The sequence below is a fragment of the Variovorax sp. AC194 genome (assembly GCF_979257995.1).
In genome coordinates this window covers 5,357,434-5,373,173 of record NZ_OZ409823.1, presented here as the reverse complement: position 1 = coordinate 5,373,173, position 15,740 = coordinate 5,357,434, and the positions used below count along the sequence as shown (strand labels likewise).

Genomic DNA, 15,740 nt, shown 5'->3' with positions numbered 1-15,740 from the left:
TATTCAATTCACATTGAATCGCCAGACGAGCTATTCAAATCATCCGAATTTACTTTTTTGCCATTTGGCGGGAAATCTCGGATTGATAAATCTGCACCAGTCGTGCGTGCCCCGATCAGAAAGGCCGGCGCACAAAAGCGCACGCCCCGCGAATTACGCGGGGCGCGAAAAAAGAGAAAGGAAATTGGGTTGACGCAGAGGCCGCGACGCTTCGCCGCGGCCCCGCCCCTCAACCCGTGTTGCGCAGGCCCGCAGCCACCCCGTTGATCGAGATGTGAATCCCCCGCTGCAGCCGCTCGCCGCCGTCGCCCGCGCGGTAGCGCCGCATCAGTTCCACCTGCAGGTGGTGCAGCGGATCGATGTACGGAAAGCGATGCCGCACCGAGCGCTGCATTTCCGCATTGCCCTCCAGCCGCTGCTTGGCGCCCGTGATGAGCGTGAGCGCGTCCGAGGTGCGGTGCCATTCGGCATCGATCATCGAGAACACCTTCTGGCGCAGCTTGCGGTCGGTTACCAGCTCGGCGTAGCGCGAGGCCAGCGCGAGGTCGCTCTTGGCGAGCACCATGTCCATGTTCGAGAGCAGCGTGCGAAAGAACGGCCACTGCGCGTACATGCGCTGCAGCAGCGCCACGCGCTCCTTCTTGCCCGCGGCGTTGCCGGCCGAGGCGAGGAACTGCTCCACGCCCGCGCCGAAGCCGAACCAGCCCGGAATCGTGAGCCGGCACTGGCCCCAGCTGAAGCTCCAGGGCACCGCGCGCAGGTCGTCGATCTTGTGGCTCGGGTTGCGCGAGGCGGGGCGCGAGCCGATGTTGAGCTCGGCGATCTCGCGGATCGGCGTGGAGCCGAAGAAGTAGTCGCCGAAGCCCGGCGTCTCGTACACCAGCTTGCGGTACGCGGCCATGCTGGCGCTGGAGAGTTCGCCCGCGGCCGAGAGAAAGGTGGCGGGCGCCGACTTGCCCTGCGGCAGCAGCGTGGCCTCCAGCGTGGCGGCCACCAGCGTCTCCAGGTTGCGCCGGCCGATCTCGCGGTTGGCGTACTTCGAGCCGATCACTTCGCCCTGCTCGGTGAGGCGGATCTGCCCGCGCACCGTGCCCGGCGGCTGCGCGAGGATCGCCTGGTAGCTCGGGCCGCCGCCGCGCCCCACCGTGCCGCCGCGGCCGTGGAACATGCGAAGGCGAATCGGGTTGGCCTTTTTCTTGTTGAGTTCGTCGAAGAGCGACACCAGCGCGATGCCCGCGCGGTACAGCTCCCAGTTGCTGGTGAAGATGCCGCCGTCCTTGTTGCTGTCGCTGTAGCCGAGCATCACGTCCTGCTCGCCGCCCGAGCGCTCGATGAGGGACTGGATATTCGGCAGCGCATAAAACGCGCGCACGATCGGCGCGGCGTTGCGCAGGTCCTCGATGGTTTCGAACAGCGGCACCACGATCAGGTCGCACACCGCGTTGGTGGCCATCGCGCCGCGCAGCAGGCCCACTTCCTTTTGCAGCAGCAGCGCTTCGAGCAGGTCGCTCACCGTTTCGGTGTGGCTGATGATGTAGTGGCGAATGGCCGCGGCGCCGTAGCGCGCCCGCGCGGTGCGGGCGGCGGCGAAGATGGCCAGCTCGCTTTTGGTGAGCGGCGAGTAGTCGGCGTCGGGCACGCGCAGCGGACGCGCGTCGTCCAGGAGCTTGAGCAGCAGCGTCTGCTTGGCTTCTTCAGCCAGCGACGCGTAAGACGGCTCGATGCGCGCGGTCGCGAGCAGCTCGGCGATCACCGCCTCGTGCTTGTCCGAGCTCTGGCGCAGGTCGACCGTGGCCAGGTGAAAGCCGAACACCTCCACCGCGCGGATCAGCGGCCGCAGGCGCGGCGCGGCGAGCACGCTGCCGTGCTTTTCGCCGAGCGACTCTTCCACCGTGCGCAAGTCCGCGAGGAACTCTTCGGCGCTGTGGTACGGGTTCTGCGGCGCGACCGCATGGCGCGCGGCCTCGCCGCCGGTGAGCTCGCGCAGCGTGGCCGCCAGGCGCGCGTACACGCCGGTGAGCGCGCGGCGGTAGGGCTCGTCCTTGCGGTGCTCGCTGGTGTCGGGCGAGCGCTCGGCGAGCGCCTGCATCTCCACCGACACATCGACCAGCGTGGCCGAGAGCGAGAGCTCGCCGCCCAGGTAATGCACCTCGGTGAGGTAGTAGCGCAGCGCCAGCTCGGCCTGCCGGCCGAGCGCGTATTCGAGCGTCTCGGCGGTGACGTTGGGGTTGCCGTCGCGGTCGCCGCCGATCCACTGGCCCATGCGCAAGAAGGGCGCGACCGAGGGCGTGTGGCCGCCCTGCGCGAGCGCCTTCTCGAGGTCGGCGTAGACGCGCGGAATCTCGCGCAGGAACGTGGCTTCGTAGTAGCTCAGCGCGTTCTCGATCTCGTCGGCCACGGTGAGCTTGGAGAAGCGCAGGAGCCGCGTCTGCCAGATCTGCGTGACGCGCGTGCGCATCTGCGTTTCGTTGTCCGCCAGCTCGATGGGCGAGAGCGCATCCTTGCCGCCCGCGTAGGCGCTCTGGCGCAGCTTGATTTCGTCGCGCGTGGTGAGCAAGAGGGCGATGGCGCGCTCGGCGTCCAGGATGCTCTTGCGCTGCACTTCCGTCGGGTGCGCGGTGAGCACGGGCGAGACGTAGCTGTGGGCCAGCGAGGCGACGATTTCGTCGGGCTTCACGCCGGCCTTGCGGATGCGCGCGAGCGCGGTCTGCAGGTCGCCGTCGGCCAGCACGCCTTCGCGATCGCCCTCGGTGCGGCGGCGGATCTGGTGGCGGTCTTCCGCGAGGTTGGCCAGGTGGCTGAAGTAGGTGAAGGCGCGGATCACGCGCACTGTCTCGGCGGCGCTCAGGCCCTTGAGCAGGTTCTTGAGCGCGCGGTCCGCGGCCTGGTCGGCATCGCGGCGAAAGGCCACCGACAGGGTGCGGATCTTCTCCACCAACGCATAGGTCTCGTCTCCTTCCTGCTCCCGGATCACATCGCCCAGGATCCGGCCCAACAGCCGGATGTCGTCGATCAATGGCTGGTCTTCGGCCTGGCGGCGCTTGGGGAGGGCAGGGGTCTTGCTGGCTTTCATTCGATGTTGTTCCTGGGGACTTGAATGGACGCGCCGCCTGCGTTGCTGCGGCGCAACATGCTAGCATTCCGGCGTCTGGAAACATGTACTTTTTGGGAGCGGTCTTGAGCAATATCGTGATCGCAACGCGCGAAAGCCGGTTGGCCCTTTGGCAGGCCGAACACGTGCAAGCGCTTTTGCAAGAACGGGGCCACACGGTGAGCCTTCTGGGCATGACGACCCGGGGCGACCAGATCCTGGACAAGAGCCTGAGCAAGGTCGGCGGCAAGGGCCTCTTCGTGAAAGAACTCGAAACGGCGATCGAAGACGGGCGCGCCGACATCGCGGTGCATTCGCTGAAAGATGTGCCGATGGACCTGCCCGAAGGCTTCGTCCTGGCCTGCGTGCTGGAGCGCGAAGATCCGCGCGATGCACTGGTCTCTCCGAACTACGCCTCGCTCGACGAACTGCCGCACGGCGCGGTGGTCGGCACCTCGAGCCTGCGCCGCGTGGTGCTGCTCAAGGCGAAGCGGCCCGACGTGCGCATCGAGCCGCTGCGCGGCAACCTGGATACGCGCCTGCGCAAACTCGACGAAGGGCAGTACGACGCGATCATCCTGGCGGCCGCGGGCCTGAAGCGCCTGGGCCTCGGAGACCGCATCCGCGTTGCCTTCGAACCCGACGACATGCTGCCGGCCGCGGGGCAGGGCGCACTGGGCATCGAGGTGCGCGCCGATCGCGCGGACCTCATCGAACTGCTCGCGCCGCTCGCGCACCGGGGCGACTGGCTTTCGACCGCCGCCGAGCGCGCAGTGAGCCGCGCGATGGGTGGCAGCTGCTCGATGCCGCTCGCCGCGCACGCGCGCTGGCAAGCCGATGGCAGCTTGCGCATCGACGCCGCCTGGGGCGATCCCGAAGGCAACGCGCCGCTCGTTCGCGTTCATGTGCAGGCCGACGCCGGCGACTTCGCGCGCGCCGAAGCCCTTGGCGAACATGCCGCTGCGTTGCTGCGCGACGCCGGCGCTCACTGAAACCCGTGGTCGTCGGATGACTGCGCGGCCCGTCATCGTCACGCGGCCCGCGCGCGAGGCTGTGCAGTGGGTCGATGACCTGCGTGCCGCCGGCCTCGATGCGGTGGCGCTGCCGCTGATCGTCATCGAGCCGGTCCACGATGCCGAGCCGCTGCGCGCGGCCTGGCGGCGGATCGAGGATTACGCGGCGCTGATGTTCGTGAGCGCGACGGCGGTCGAGCATTTCTTCCAGCACCGCGACGCGGACTCGACCGACCAAGCCCTGGCCGGTCGCCGCTTCTGGGCCACGGGCCCCGGCACCACGCGCGCCTTGCTGCGCGCTGGCGTGCCGCCCGACGCCATCGACGCCCCGCCGCCCGAGGCCACGCGTTTCGATTCCGAAGCGCTGTGGGAGCGCGTGCAATCCCAAGTCTCGACTGGCGTGCGCGTGCTCATCGTGCGCGGCGGCGATGAGGCGGGGCAGCCCGCCGGGCGCGACTGGCTCGCCAAGGAGATCGATGCGGCGAGCGGGCATCGCGACACCGTGGTGGCGTATCGGCGACTGCCACCGTTGTTCGACGTCAGACAACATCGACTCGCCATCGATGGCGCGCAGGGCCGCGCGATCTGGCTCTTCAGCAGCTCCGAGGCGATCGCGAATCTGCAGCGCGCGATGCCGGGCACCCACTGGCGCGCCGCGAGCGCGGTCGCCACGCACGCGCGCATCGGCGAAGCCGCGCGGGCCGCGGGTTTTGGTGCGTTGCGTGTCTGCACACCCCTGCGGGATGCGTTGATCGCGTCGATAGAATCGTTGGCATGAGCGCCGCGTCCCCGTCAGACGACATTTCTCCTTCTTCTCCCGCTGCCGCGACGGCGCCGGTGCCCGCCACGCTGGCGCCGCACCAGACGCCCGCCGCCATGGCCGCCGCGGCCACCCTGCTGTCCCGCATCGGCTTCGGCCTCGTCGCCCTCGTGGCGCTGGCCGCGCTGGTGACGACCATCGCGCTGTGGCAGAAGGTCGGCGGCATGAAGGAGCAACTCGCACGCCAGAGCGCCGAGGCCACCACGCAGTCGATGGAAGCGCGCACGCTGGCGCGCCAGGCGAGCGACACGGTGCGCGATGCCGCGGCCCGCGTGGCCCTCATCGAAACCCGCGTGGCCGAAGTCGCGCTGCAGCGCTCGCAGCTCGAAGAGCTGATGCAGAGCCTCTCGCGTTCGCGCGACGAGAACCTCGTGGTCGACATCGAGTCGGCCGTGCGCCTGGCGCTGCAGCAGGCGCAGGTGACCGGCAACGTCGAGCCGCTGCTCGCCGCGCTGAAGGCCGGCGACCTGCGCATCTCGCGCGCCGCGCAGCCGCGCCTCGCGCCGCTGCAACGCGCCATGCAGCGCGATGCCGACCGCCTGCGCAGCAACTCCAGCGTCGACAGCGCCGAGGCGCTGCAGAAGCTCGACGAGCTGATGCGCAACGTCGACGACCTGCCCACGCTCAATGCGGTGGCGGTGCGCGGCACCGGCGTCAACGCCTGGCAGCCCGAACCGATTCCGGCCGATGCGCCGTGGTGGCGCCGTGCGCTGCTCACGGTGCGCGGCGAAGCACGATCGCTGGTGCGCGTCGGTCGCATCCAGAGCCCCGAAGCGATCCTGCTGGCGCCCGAGCAGACGTATTTCCTGCGCGAGAACCTGAAGCTCAAGCTGCTCAACGCGCGCCTGTCGCTGCTGTCGCGCCAGGTCGATGCCACGCGCGCCGAACTGGCCCAGGTGACCGCATCGCTCAACCGTTATTTCGACCCCGCATCGCGCCGCACGCAGGCTGCCGCCACGCTGTTGCAACAACTCCAGGCGCAGGTGAAGACCACCGAGCCGGCACGCGTGGACGACACGCTCGCGGCCCTGGCCACCGCGGCCGCAGGGCGATAACCCGGTCATGCGCGCTGCAATCTGGCTTCTCGCGCTGTTCGCCGTGGCTGCGGCAGTCGCTCTTTTCGCGGGCAACAACCAGGGCACGATCACCGTGTTCTGGCCGCCGTGGCGCGTCGACCTGTCGCTGAACCTCGTGCTCGTGATCCTGCTGGCGACCTTCGTGCTGCTGCACGTCGCGCTGCGCGCGCTGGCCGCATTGTTCTCGCTGCCGACGCAGGCGCGCCACTGGCGCCTCCAGCAGAAGGAGCGCACGCTGCATGCCGCGCTGCTCGATGCGATGGTGCAGCTGATCGCCGGCCGCTTCTCGCGCGCTCGCAAGGCCGCGCAGGCTGCGCTGGTGCAGGAAAAGACATTGGCCGCGCTCGATGCGAACCTGCCGCAGGCACAGCAGGTGCGCGTGCTCTCGCACCTGCTGGCGGCCGAGAGCGCGCAGGCGCTGCAGGACAAGCCGGCCCGCGATGCCCATCTGCAGCAGGCCTTGAACGAGAGCGCCGACCGCACGCTGCTCGCGAGCCCCGAGACGCGCGAAGGCGTGCAATTGCGCGCCGCGCGCTGGGCACTCGAAGACCGCGATGCGGCCGCCGCGCTCGCCCGCCTCGAAGAACTTCCGCAGGGCGCGCAGCGGCGCACGCTGGCCCTGCGCCTTCGCCTGAAGGCGGCGCGCCAGGACCGGCGCACGCTCGAAGCCCTGGAAACCGCCCGCCTGCTGGCCAAGCACCGCGCGTTCTCGGACGCGGCAGCGCAAAGCATCGTGCGCGGCCTGGCGACCGAACTGCTGTCGGGCGCGCACGATCCGGCGCAGCTGCTGCGCGCCTGGTCCGAACTCGATGCGAACGAGCGCGAGATGCCCGAGGTGGCGATCCACGGCGCTCAACGCATGGTGGTGCTGCACGGCGACCTGGCGCTCGCGCGCGGCTGGCTGCTCCCCGCATGGGAGCGCATGGTGGCGAACCCGCGGGGCCTCGGCGATGCATTGCGCGTGAAGCTGGCGCGCGCGCTCGAGGCAGGGCTCGATTCGGTGGACGCCGACTGGCTCGCCCGCATCGAAAGCGCGCAGCGCAACAACCCGCGAGACCCCAACCTGCAGTACCTCGCCGGCATGGCCTGCATGAAGCGCCAGCTCTGGGGCAAGGCCCAGCAACTGCTCACGCAGGCCGGGCTCGCATTGCAGGACGGCGAGCTCTATCGCCGCGCCTGGCTCGCATTGGCCGAACTGGCCGAAGCGCGCGAGGATGCCGAGCAGGCCGCCGCCGCCTGGAAGCGCGCGGCGCAGGCACCCAGCACCTGATCCAGCCTTTCAGGGGCAAGCGCCCGAAGTCTGACGCACCCACGGCCGACGGCTGCCGAAGATCACGAAGCTGATCGCCGCCAGCACCCAGATGCCGATGCTGCCGCCATAGAGCATCACCCGCCCGAAGCCGCGCACCAGCGCCGCATGGACGATCGCGCCGGACGGATCGAGCTGCGCCAGCGCCGGAAAGCCCTTCGCGAGGGACGCGAAATTGCCGGGGTTGCCAGTGGACGTCGCGGCATAAAAACGGCGCCAGAGGCGCCGTTTTCATGTGCGAGCGTCGTGCTCAGTGCGTGCCGGGCGCTTGCGCGTCGGTGGCCGTCTTCTCGAACGGCAGCGACATCGAGCCCAGGTCGCGGCGGGTTTCGACCAGCACCAGCGGACCTTCGTCCAGCACGATCGCCGGCGGGCGTTCGCGCGGCACGTGCACCGGCTTCGGCTCGGCGGCGATGGCGGCGCGTGCTTGCGCGATGCGGTCGGCGTCCGAGTTGACCCATTGCAGGCCCGAGCTCTCGGCGATCTGCGCGAGTTCGTTCAGCGGCAGTTCGAAGGCCTGCACCTTGGGCAGTGCGCGGCCGTTGCCGGCGGGCGCTGCGGGTGCTGCGGGTGCTGCCTTGGGGCTCTCGACCACGATGGGCGCTGCGACTGGTGCGGGCGCAGGGCGCTCGAAGCGCGGTTGCTGCTGCGGTGCGGGTTCGCGCGCTTCGGGGGCTGCGGCGACTTCGCTCACCTGGCGGTCAGCGACGGCTTCCGTCGCCAGCGGCAGCGGCTGCTGGCGGGCGACCGGCGCTTCGTACGACTCGCCGGTGGCTTCCATGGCGGCTGCGACGGCGCCTTCGGCGGCCGGTGCATCGGCTGCGTTGGCTTCGTTCTCGTCGCGCGGGCCGCGTTCGCGGCGGTCGCGGCCGTAGCGGTCACGCGAACGGCCGCGGCGCTCTTCGCCTTCGCGGCCTTCACGGCGCGGGGCTTGGTCGTTGCCGGCGTTGTCGCTGCCTTGTTCGCCATCGGCGGATGCCACTTCGGCCACGCGCGCTTCGCCTTCGGCGGCCGGTGCGTCGCTGCGGCGCTCGCGGCGGCCGTCGGTGCGCTCGCCGCGTTCGCCGCCACGATCACCGCGCGGGGCGCGTTGTTCGTCACGGCCGTTGCGGGGCTGGCGTTCGCCTTGCGGGGCACCTTCACCGGCGACGGCTTCGCCGCGCGGTTGGGCGTCGCCGTTGCGTTCGCCGCCGCGGTCGTTGCTGCGTTCGCCGCGTTCGCCACGGTCACTGCGCTCGCCGCGTTCACGACGCTCGCCGCGGGCGCGCGGTGCGCGTTCCGTGTTGCCTTCGTCGGCGCCGGGCGCCTGTTGCTGGGCTTCGAGGTTGACGTTGCCGTCGACCAGTGCCTCGGCCGGTGCATTGCGGCCTTCGCCTTCGCGGCGCTCGCCGCGGCCGCCACGGCGTTGTTCGCCGTCGCGCGGGGCGCGTGCCTCGCGGGGCTCACGCTGTTCGCGCGGCTCGCGTTGTTCGCGCGGCTGGCCTGCGGCTGCGTCGTTGCGCAGTTCGCTGCTGCGGCCGTCGCGGCGTTCGCCGCCGCCTTCGCGACGTTCACCGCCACCTTCACGGCGCTCGCCACCGCGGCCGCCACGGCGTTCGCCGTCACGGCCACCGCGGCGTTCGCCGCCTTCGCTGCGGCCTTCGCCGCCGCGTCCGCCACGGCGCTGTTCGCCGTCACGTGCGCCGCCGCGGGCTTCGCCATCGCGGCCCGGACGGCCATCGCGGCGGGGCTTCGGTGGCTCGACCGGAATCGCGGCCGGCGCGGGCGCCTTCGCTTCTGCCGGCGCGCCGCCGAACAGGCTCTTGATCCAGCCGAAGAAACCGCTCTGTGCCGGAACCGGCGCGCTCACCACGGGTGGCGCGACCGGTGCGGGTGCGGCGACAGGCGCGCGCACCGCTTCGGGCTTGGGCGGAACGACCGGCGCGGGTGCGTCGGGCAGCACGCCCTTGATGACCGGCGTCTGCTTGTTGGTCGGCTCCTGCGAGCGGCGGGTGACGGCCGTCGGGTCCTCGATCTCGTCGGCCATCTTGTAGCTGGCTTCGATGTGATCGAGGCGCGGATCGTCGTGCTTGAGGCGCTCGAGCTTGTAGTTCGGCGTCTCGAGCGTCTTGTTGGGCACCATCAGCACGGTCACGCGCTGCTTGAGCTCGATCTTGGCGATTTCGGGGCGCTTTTCGTTCAGGAGGAACGATGCCACCTCGACCGGCACCTGCACGTGCACGGCGGCCGTGTTGTCCTTGAGGCACTCCTCCTGGATGATCCGCAGGATCTGCAGCGCGCTCGATTCGGTGTCGCGGATGTGGCCCGAGCCGCCGCAACGGGGGCAGGGGATCGACGAACCTTCGGAGAGGGCCGGCTTCAGGCGCTGGCGGCTCATTTCCATCAGGCCGAACTTGCTGATCGAGCCGAACTGCACGCGGGCGCGGTCCTGGCGCAGCGCATCGCGCAGGCGGCTTTCGACTTCGCGGCGGTTCTTGGACTCGTCCATGTCGATGAAGTCGATGACGATCAGGCCGCCCAGGTCGCGCAGGCGCATCTGGCGGGCCACTTCGTCGGCGGCTTCCAGGTTGGTGCGGGTGGCGGTCTCTTCGATGTCGCCGCCCTTGATGGCGCGGGCCGAGTTCACGTCGACCGAGACCAGCGCCTCGGTGTGGTCGATCACGATGGCGCCGCCCGAGGGCAACTGCACGGTGCGGGCGTAGGCCGATTCGATCTGATGCTCGATCTGGAAGCGGCTGAACAGCGCCGCGTCGTCGCGGTAGCGCTTCACGCGGGCGGCATGCTCGGGCATGACGTGCGCCATGAACTGCTGCGCCTGGTCGTAGATGTCGTCGGTGTCGATCAGGATGTCGCCGATGTCGTGATTGAAGTAATCACGGATGGCGCGGATCACGAGCGACGATTCCTGGTAGATCAGGAAGGCGCCCTTGCCGCCCTTGCCCGCGCCGTCGATGGCGCTCCACAGCTTGAGCAGGTAGTTCAGGTCCCACTGGAGCTCGGGCGCCGAGCGGCCGATGCCGGCGGTGCGCGCGATGATGCTCATGCCCTTGGGGTACTCGAGCTGGTCCATCGCCTCCTTGAGCTCGGCGCGGTCGTCGCCCTCGATGCGGCGCGAAACGCCACCGCCGCGGGGGTTGTTGGGCATCAGCACGACGTAGCGGCCGGCCAGCGAGATGAAGGTGGTGAGGGCCGCGCCCTTGTTGCCGCGTTCTTCTTTTTCGACCTGGACGGTGAGTTCCTGGCCTTCGCGGATCGCGTCCTGGATGCGGGCCTGGCTGGCCGACACGCCTTCGGCGAAATACTGCTTGGAGATTTCCTTGAACGGCAGGAAGCCGTGGCGGTCTTCGCCGTAGTCGACGAAACAGGCTTCGAGCGAGGGCTCGACGCGGGTCACGACCGCCTTGTAGATGTTGCCCTTGCGCTGTTCGCGCCCTTCGATCTCGATTTCGTAGTCGAGGAGCTTTTGCCCGTCGACGATGGCCAGGCGCCGTTCTTCGGCTTGCGTGGCATTGATCAGCATCCGCTTCATGATGCGTTGTCCTTATATGTATCGTTCTACCGGCTCATGACGAGCCAACGATGCACGGACGACGCCCGCGAAACCAGGGAATTGCCGCTTGGCCCCGGATGCTGTGACTGCCGCGCCAGGCGCGAACAGGCCTCTCGAGCGTCAGCTCAAGAAGACAGCCGGGGTGGGGGCGCGTGGATGGGCGCGAGCCAGATTCGGTGTTGAGTGGCGATCTTTTCGATAGCCGGTTGCGCAAGGGGGGCGCGCGCTGCGGAAGATCCAATGCCGGAGGCCGCTGGCAGAAGCCAGGTCGGCCAGCGAAGGCATATTTGAATCAGCAGCATCAACACAACAAGGGACTCGCTTCGATCCGCCGGCAGCTTGGAAGCTGCAGGCTGGGTATTCCGTATCGGTGTTTCGTGGGTGTCGGCTTGACTTGGGTGCCGGGCCTGCCACTTTGCGCAATTGCGCGGGGTTTGCAGCTCGGCGCCAAAGCGGCATCGACCTCACAGCATGGTCGTCAGTGCTCTAAACTTCTGTCTAATCAAGCACTTACACGACCGCGCTGGTGAAAAACATTATAGGTGCGAAGCAAAGCCCCGAGACCGCTCCAAATCCCGCAGATCGAAATGCCGGGGCCGAGGCGGCCGCGCACGGCGCCATCAAATTCATCACCGTCGACGCGGAGTCGGCCGGGCAGCGCCTGGACAACTTTCTTTTCCGCCATCTGAAAGGCGTGCCCAAGACGCACGTCTACCGGATCATCCGGTCGGGCGAGGTGCGCATCAATAAAGGGCGCGTGCAGGCCGAGACCCGCATCGAGGTGGGCGACGTCCTCAGGCTCCCGCCGGTGCGGATTTCGCCCCGTGCGGAGGAGGGCGCCACGCCTCCTGCGCCGGCCCGCGAATTCCCGGTGCTGCTCGAAGACGATGCCGTGCTGGCCATCGACAAACCCGCCGGCGTGGCGGTGCATGGCGGCAGCGGCGTGAGCTTCGGCGTGATCGAGCAGCTGCGCACGGCGCGGCCGGGCGCGAAATTCCTGGAATTGGTCCACCGCCTGGACCGCGAAACCTCCGGCATCCTGCTGGTCGCCAAGAAGCGCAGCGCGCTCGTGGCGTTGCAGGACCAGTTCCGCGAGCGCGAAACCGGCAAGACCTATCTCGCGCTGGTCGAAGGCGACTGGCCCGCCAACAAGAAGGTGCTCGATGCGCCGCTCGCCAAGTATTTGCTGCCCGATGGCTCCGGCGCCGGTGCCGGCGAACGCCGCGTGCGCGTGGTCGCCAAGGACCATCCGGACGCGATGCGCGCCATCACGCTCGTTCGCGTGCTCGCGCGCCTCACGCTGCCCGGCGACGCCACGCCGCTGTCACTGCTGGCGGTGACGATCAAGACCGGGCGCACCCACCAGATCCGCGTGCACCTGGCGTCGGCCGGCCATGCGATCGCGGGCGACGACAAATACGGCGACTTCGAGCGCCAGCGCGCGTTGCAGAAACTCGGCTTGAAGCGCATGTTTCTTCACGCGTGGCGATTGCAGTTCAACCACCCGGCGGGCGGCGAGCGCATCGCGCTGCAGGCCGACCTGCCGCCCGAGTTGCACGCGCTGATGCCGCCCTCCGCGCTCCAGGCGCTGGCCCAACACCCCACTCCCACGGCCCATGACTGATTCCTCCGCACGACCTCCCCGCTTCGACCTGATCGCCTTCGACTGGGACGGCACGCTCTACGACTCCACGCGCCTGATCGTGCGCTGCATCCAGGCCGCGGTCATCGATGTGGGCGGCGCCAAGCCCACCGAGAACGACGCCGCCTGGGTGATCGGCCTCGGGCTGGCCGAAGCGCTCGCGCGCGCGGCGCCCGATGTGCCCAAGGAAAAATACGCCGAGCTCGGCGCGCGCTACCGCTATCACTACCTGCAGCACCAGGACGATCTGGTGCTCTTCGACGGCGTGCTGCAGATGCTCGACGCCCTGCGCGCGCGCGGCCACAAGCTGGCCGTGGCCACCGGCAAGTCGCGCCGCGGGTTGAACGAGGCGCTGAAGTCCGTTGCGCTGCGCGACCGTTTCGACGCTTCGCGCACCGCCGACGAAACCTTCGGCAAGCCGCATCCGCGCATGCTGCTGGAGCTGATGGAGGAGCTCGACGTGCCCGCCGAGCGCACGCTGATGATCGGCGACACCACGCACGACCTGCAGCTGGCGACGAACGCCGGCTGCGCCAGCGTGGGCGTGAGCTACGGCGCGCATGAGCCGGCGAGCTTCGACGAATTCAAGCCGCTGTTCGTCGCCCACACGGTGCCCGCGCTCGAGGCGTGGCTCCTGGACAACGCCTGAGAATTTCGTCATGAGCGAAGCGCAGATCCCGCTGTGCAATGCCTCGGACCTCGTCGAAGGCGGCAGGGCGGTGCCGTTCGACGTGGTCCACGGCGGCGAAACCTGCCGCGCGTTCGCGGTGCGCTTCGAGGGGCAGCCGCACGCGTACCTCAACCGGTGCAGCCACGTGGCGATGGAAATGGACTTCCAGCCCGACCGCTTCTTCGATGACACGGGCCAGTGGCTGCTGTGCGCCACCCACGGTGCGGTCTACTCACCCGATACCGGCGAATGCATGGGCGGCCCCTGCCGCGGCGGCCTCGTGAAGATCGCCCTGAGCGAACGCGACGGCGTGGTGCACTGGCATACTGACTGGAACCTCCAACCTCTCACCTTCTGACACATGACCGACCCGACTCGCAGGGACCCTGAAGGTTTCGATCCGTTCGAGCCGGTAGCTCCTCTCACGCCCCCGCAAGACACCCCCAAGAACATGGCTCAAGACCCCACACAGCGCCCCGGCTGGGAGCGCGCAACGCTTGAAAAGCTGGCCTTCGCCGCGCTGAGCGAGCAGAAGTCCACCCGCCGCTGGAAGACCTTCGTGCGTCTTTCGTGGCTCGCCTTCTTCATCTTCCTGGCATGGTTCGCGCTCTCGCGCAGCACGCCGAGCACCGCCAAGACCACGGCCCACACGGCGGTCGTCGAGATCAAGGGCGAGATCGCAGCGGGCGGCGACGCCAGCGCCGAGTTCGTCGTGGCCGCCATGAAGACGGCGTTCGAGGATGACGGCGCCAAGGGCGTGGTGCTGCTGATCAACTCGCCGGGCGGCAGCCCCGTGCAGGCCGGCATCATCAACGACGAGATCAAGCGCCTGAAGGCCAAGCACAAGAAGCCGGTCTACGCAGTGGTCGAGGAAACCTGCGCTTCGGCGGCCTACTACATCGCCGCCGGCGCCGACAAGATCTTCGTGGACAAGGCCAGCATCGTCGGCAGCATCGGCGTCTTGATGGACGGCTTCGGCTTCACGGGCGTCATGGACAAGGTCGGCGTGGAGCGGCGCCTCCTCACGGCCGGCGAGAACAAGGGCTTCCTCGATCCGTTCAGCCCGATGAGCGACGCGCAGCGCGCGCACGCCCAGACGATGCTCAACCAGATCCACGCGCAGTTCATCAACGTGGTGAAGACTGGCCGCGGCGATCGCCTGAAGCTCGACACCCCGGGCCTGTTCAGCGGCCTCTTCTGGAGCGGCGAGCAGGCGGTCGAATACGGCCTGGCCGACCAGCTGGGCAACGTCGACTTCGTGGCGCGCGAGGTGATCAAGGCCGAAGAAGTCATCGACTACACCCGCCGCGACAACGTGGCCGAGAAGCTGGCCAAGAAGTTCGGCGCGGCGATGGGCGAAGCCTCGGTGCGCTCGCTGCAGGTGGCGACGCCTGCGCTGCGCTGAGGCAGACCGGCCTCAGGCCGTTTCTTCGCTGCGCGTGAAGCGGGCCGAGGCGGCCAGCGCGGCGGCGAAGATCACCACCACATAGAGCGCGGCGGTCAGCGAGCTGGCCCGCGCGAGCAGGCCGATCACCGCGGGGCCGGCCATGAATCCCAGATAGGCCACGGCCGACACCGACGCGATGCCGCTCGCGGGCTCGACGCCCGGCACACGGGCCGAGGCGCCGAACAGGATCGGCACCACGTTCGCAAAACCGATACCGACGCCGGCGAAGCCGACCAGCGCGAGCCAGGGGAGGTCGGTCAGCAGCACCAGTGTCATGGCGGCCGCCGCCAGCACACCGCTTCCGCGCAGCAAGGCGACCGGCGTGAAGCGAGCCCGCATCGCATCCCCACCGAAGCGCGCGGCCGCCATGGCCGCGGAGAAGGCCGCATAGGCCAACGCCGCCTGCTTCTGCGGACTGCCCAGCTCCTGCTGCATATAGAGAACGCTCCAGTCGTAGATCGCGCCTTCGGCGATCAGGCCCAGCGCGGCCAGCACGCCGAGCACCGCGAGCGGGCCGCGGGGCAGGCGAAAGCTGTGGTCGGCGCCGGCCGTGGTGCCCGTGGCGGCCTTGGGCAGCATGCGTGTCGAGGACACGGCAACCAGCAGCACCATCGCCGCCGCGACCAGCAGCAAGTGCGCCTGCGCGCCCATGCCCGCCGCAAGCACTGCGCTGCCGCTCGCGGCACCGGCCATGCCGCCAAGGCTGAACATCCCGTGCATGCCGCTCATCAGCGGCGTGCCGCTGTGCAATTCGAGCTGCGCCGCCTCGGTGTTGATGGCCACGTCGAACACGCTGGTGACGAGGCCGAACGCCGCCAGAAGGCCCATCAGCGCGAAATAGCCCGGCATGGCGATCAGGCCGGCCAGCAGCAGCGCATAGATGCAGCCGCAAAGGCCGGCGATCCGGCGCGGGCCGTGGCGGCCGATCCAGCGGCCCGCGCTGGTGAGGCCGAACATCGCGCCGGCGCCCGCGGCGAGCAGGGCCAGTCCGAGCTGGGCTTCGTCCAGGCCGTAGTGCGCCTTGACCGTGGGCACGTGCACGCCCCAGGTCGCGAAGATGAAGCCGGAAGCAAAGAACTGCGCGCGCGAAGCCCAGCGCGTGCCGGCGGTCACCACCACCAT

Annotated in this window: 11 protein-coding genes; 8 read left to right on the top strand and 3 right to left on the bottom strand. The window is 69.2% G+C overall.

The genetic code is table 11. From position 1 onward, the window contains the following. Nucleotides 1-229 precede the first annotated feature (229 nt). Entirely contained in the window at nucleotides 230-3,073 is a 2,844-nt protein-coding gene (gene ppc / locus ACZYRS_RS25545) for a phosphoenolpyruvate carboxylase (RefSeq protein ID WP_463421465.1), read from the bottom strand. A gap of 83 nt (nucleotides 3,074-3,156) precedes the next feature. Between ppc and hemC the strand changes: the two genes are divergently transcribed. The 4 genes from hemC to ACZYRS_RS25525 are packed head-to-tail and all read left to right on the top strand — an operon-like array spanning nucleotide 3,157 to nucleotide 7,270. After that, nucleotides 3,157-4,083: a hydroxymethylbilane synthase gene (gene hemC / locus ACZYRS_RS25540; protein ID WP_463421464.1), complete on the top strand. Its 927-nt coding sequence runs from the start codon at nucleotides 3,157-3,159 to the stop codon at nucleotides 4,081-4,083. A 16-nt stretch (nucleotides 4,084-4,099) separates the two neighbouring features. After that, the gene (locus tag ACZYRS_RS25535) at nucleotides 4,100-4,882 is read left to right on the top strand and encodes a uroporphyrinogen-III synthase (RefSeq protein ID WP_463421463.1); all 783 of its coding nucleotides are present in this window, start codon (nucleotides 4,100-4,102) and stop codon (nucleotides 4,880-4,882) included. Then, complete coding sequence (locus tag ACZYRS_RS25530) at nucleotides 4,879-5,979, top strand: uroporphyrinogen-III C-methyltransferase (RefSeq protein ID WP_463421462.1); 1,101 nt, start codon at nucleotides 4,879-4,881, stop codon at nucleotides 5,977-5,979. Before ACZYRS_RS25535 ends, ACZYRS_RS25530 begins: the two co-directional genes overlap by 4 nt. A 7-nt stretch (nucleotides 5,980-5,986) precedes the next feature. After that, complete coding sequence (locus tag ACZYRS_RS25525) at nucleotides 5,987-7,270, top strand: heme biosynthesis protein HemY (protein ID WP_198785700.1); 1,284 nt, start codon at nucleotides 5,987-5,989, stop codon at nucleotides 7,268-7,270. 289 nt (nucleotides 7,271-7,559) lie between these two features. Here the strand turns inward: ACZYRS_RS25525 and ACZYRS_RS25520 are convergent, their stop codons facing one another. After that, nucleotides 7,560-10,838: an Rne/Rng family ribonuclease gene (locus ACZYRS_RS25520; protein WP_463421461.1), complete on the bottom strand. Its 3,279-nt coding sequence runs from the start codon at nucleotides 10,836-10,838 to the stop codon at nucleotides 7,560-7,562. 547 nt (nucleotides 10,839-11,385) lie between these two features. Here ACZYRS_RS25520 and ACZYRS_RS25515 point away from each other — a divergent pair. From ACZYRS_RS25515 to ACZYRS_RS25500, 4 genes are read left to right on the top strand one after another with little or no spacing between them, the layout of a single operon-like run. Further along, nucleotides 11,386-12,483, top strand: a complete 1,098-nt coding sequence (locus ACZYRS_RS25515) for an RluA family pseudouridine synthase (protein WP_463421460.1) — start codon at nucleotides 11,386-11,388, stop codon at nucleotides 12,481-12,483. Further along, nucleotides 12,476-13,150 carry an HAD family hydrolase gene (locus tag ACZYRS_RS25510; RefSeq protein WP_463421459.1) on the top strand — a complete coding sequence of 225 codons (675 nt, stop codon included), beginning with the start codon at nucleotides 12,476-12,478 and terminating at the stop codon, nucleotides 13,148-13,150. Before ACZYRS_RS25515 ends, ACZYRS_RS25510 begins: the two co-directional genes overlap by 8 nt. A 10-nt stretch (nucleotides 13,151-13,160) precedes the next feature. After that, a complete protein-coding gene (locus ACZYRS_RS25505) occupies nucleotides 13,161-13,529 on the top strand; it encodes a Rieske (2Fe-2S) protein (protein WP_198785696.1) in 369 nt (122 codons plus the stop codon). A 3-nt stretch (nucleotides 13,530-13,532) separates the two neighbouring features. Then, a complete protein-coding gene (locus ACZYRS_RS25500) occupies nucleotides 13,533-14,576 on the top strand; it encodes a S49 family peptidase (RefSeq protein WP_198785695.1) in 1,044 nt (347 codons plus the stop codon). Nucleotides 14,577-14,588: 12 nt separating this feature from the next. Here ACZYRS_RS25500 and ACZYRS_RS25495 read toward each other — a convergent pair whose 3' ends face one another. Continuing rightward, complete coding sequence (locus ACZYRS_RS25495) at nucleotides 14,589-15,740, bottom strand: MFS transporter (protein ID WP_463421458.1); 1,152 nt, start codon at nucleotides 15,738-15,740, stop codon at nucleotides 14,589-14,591.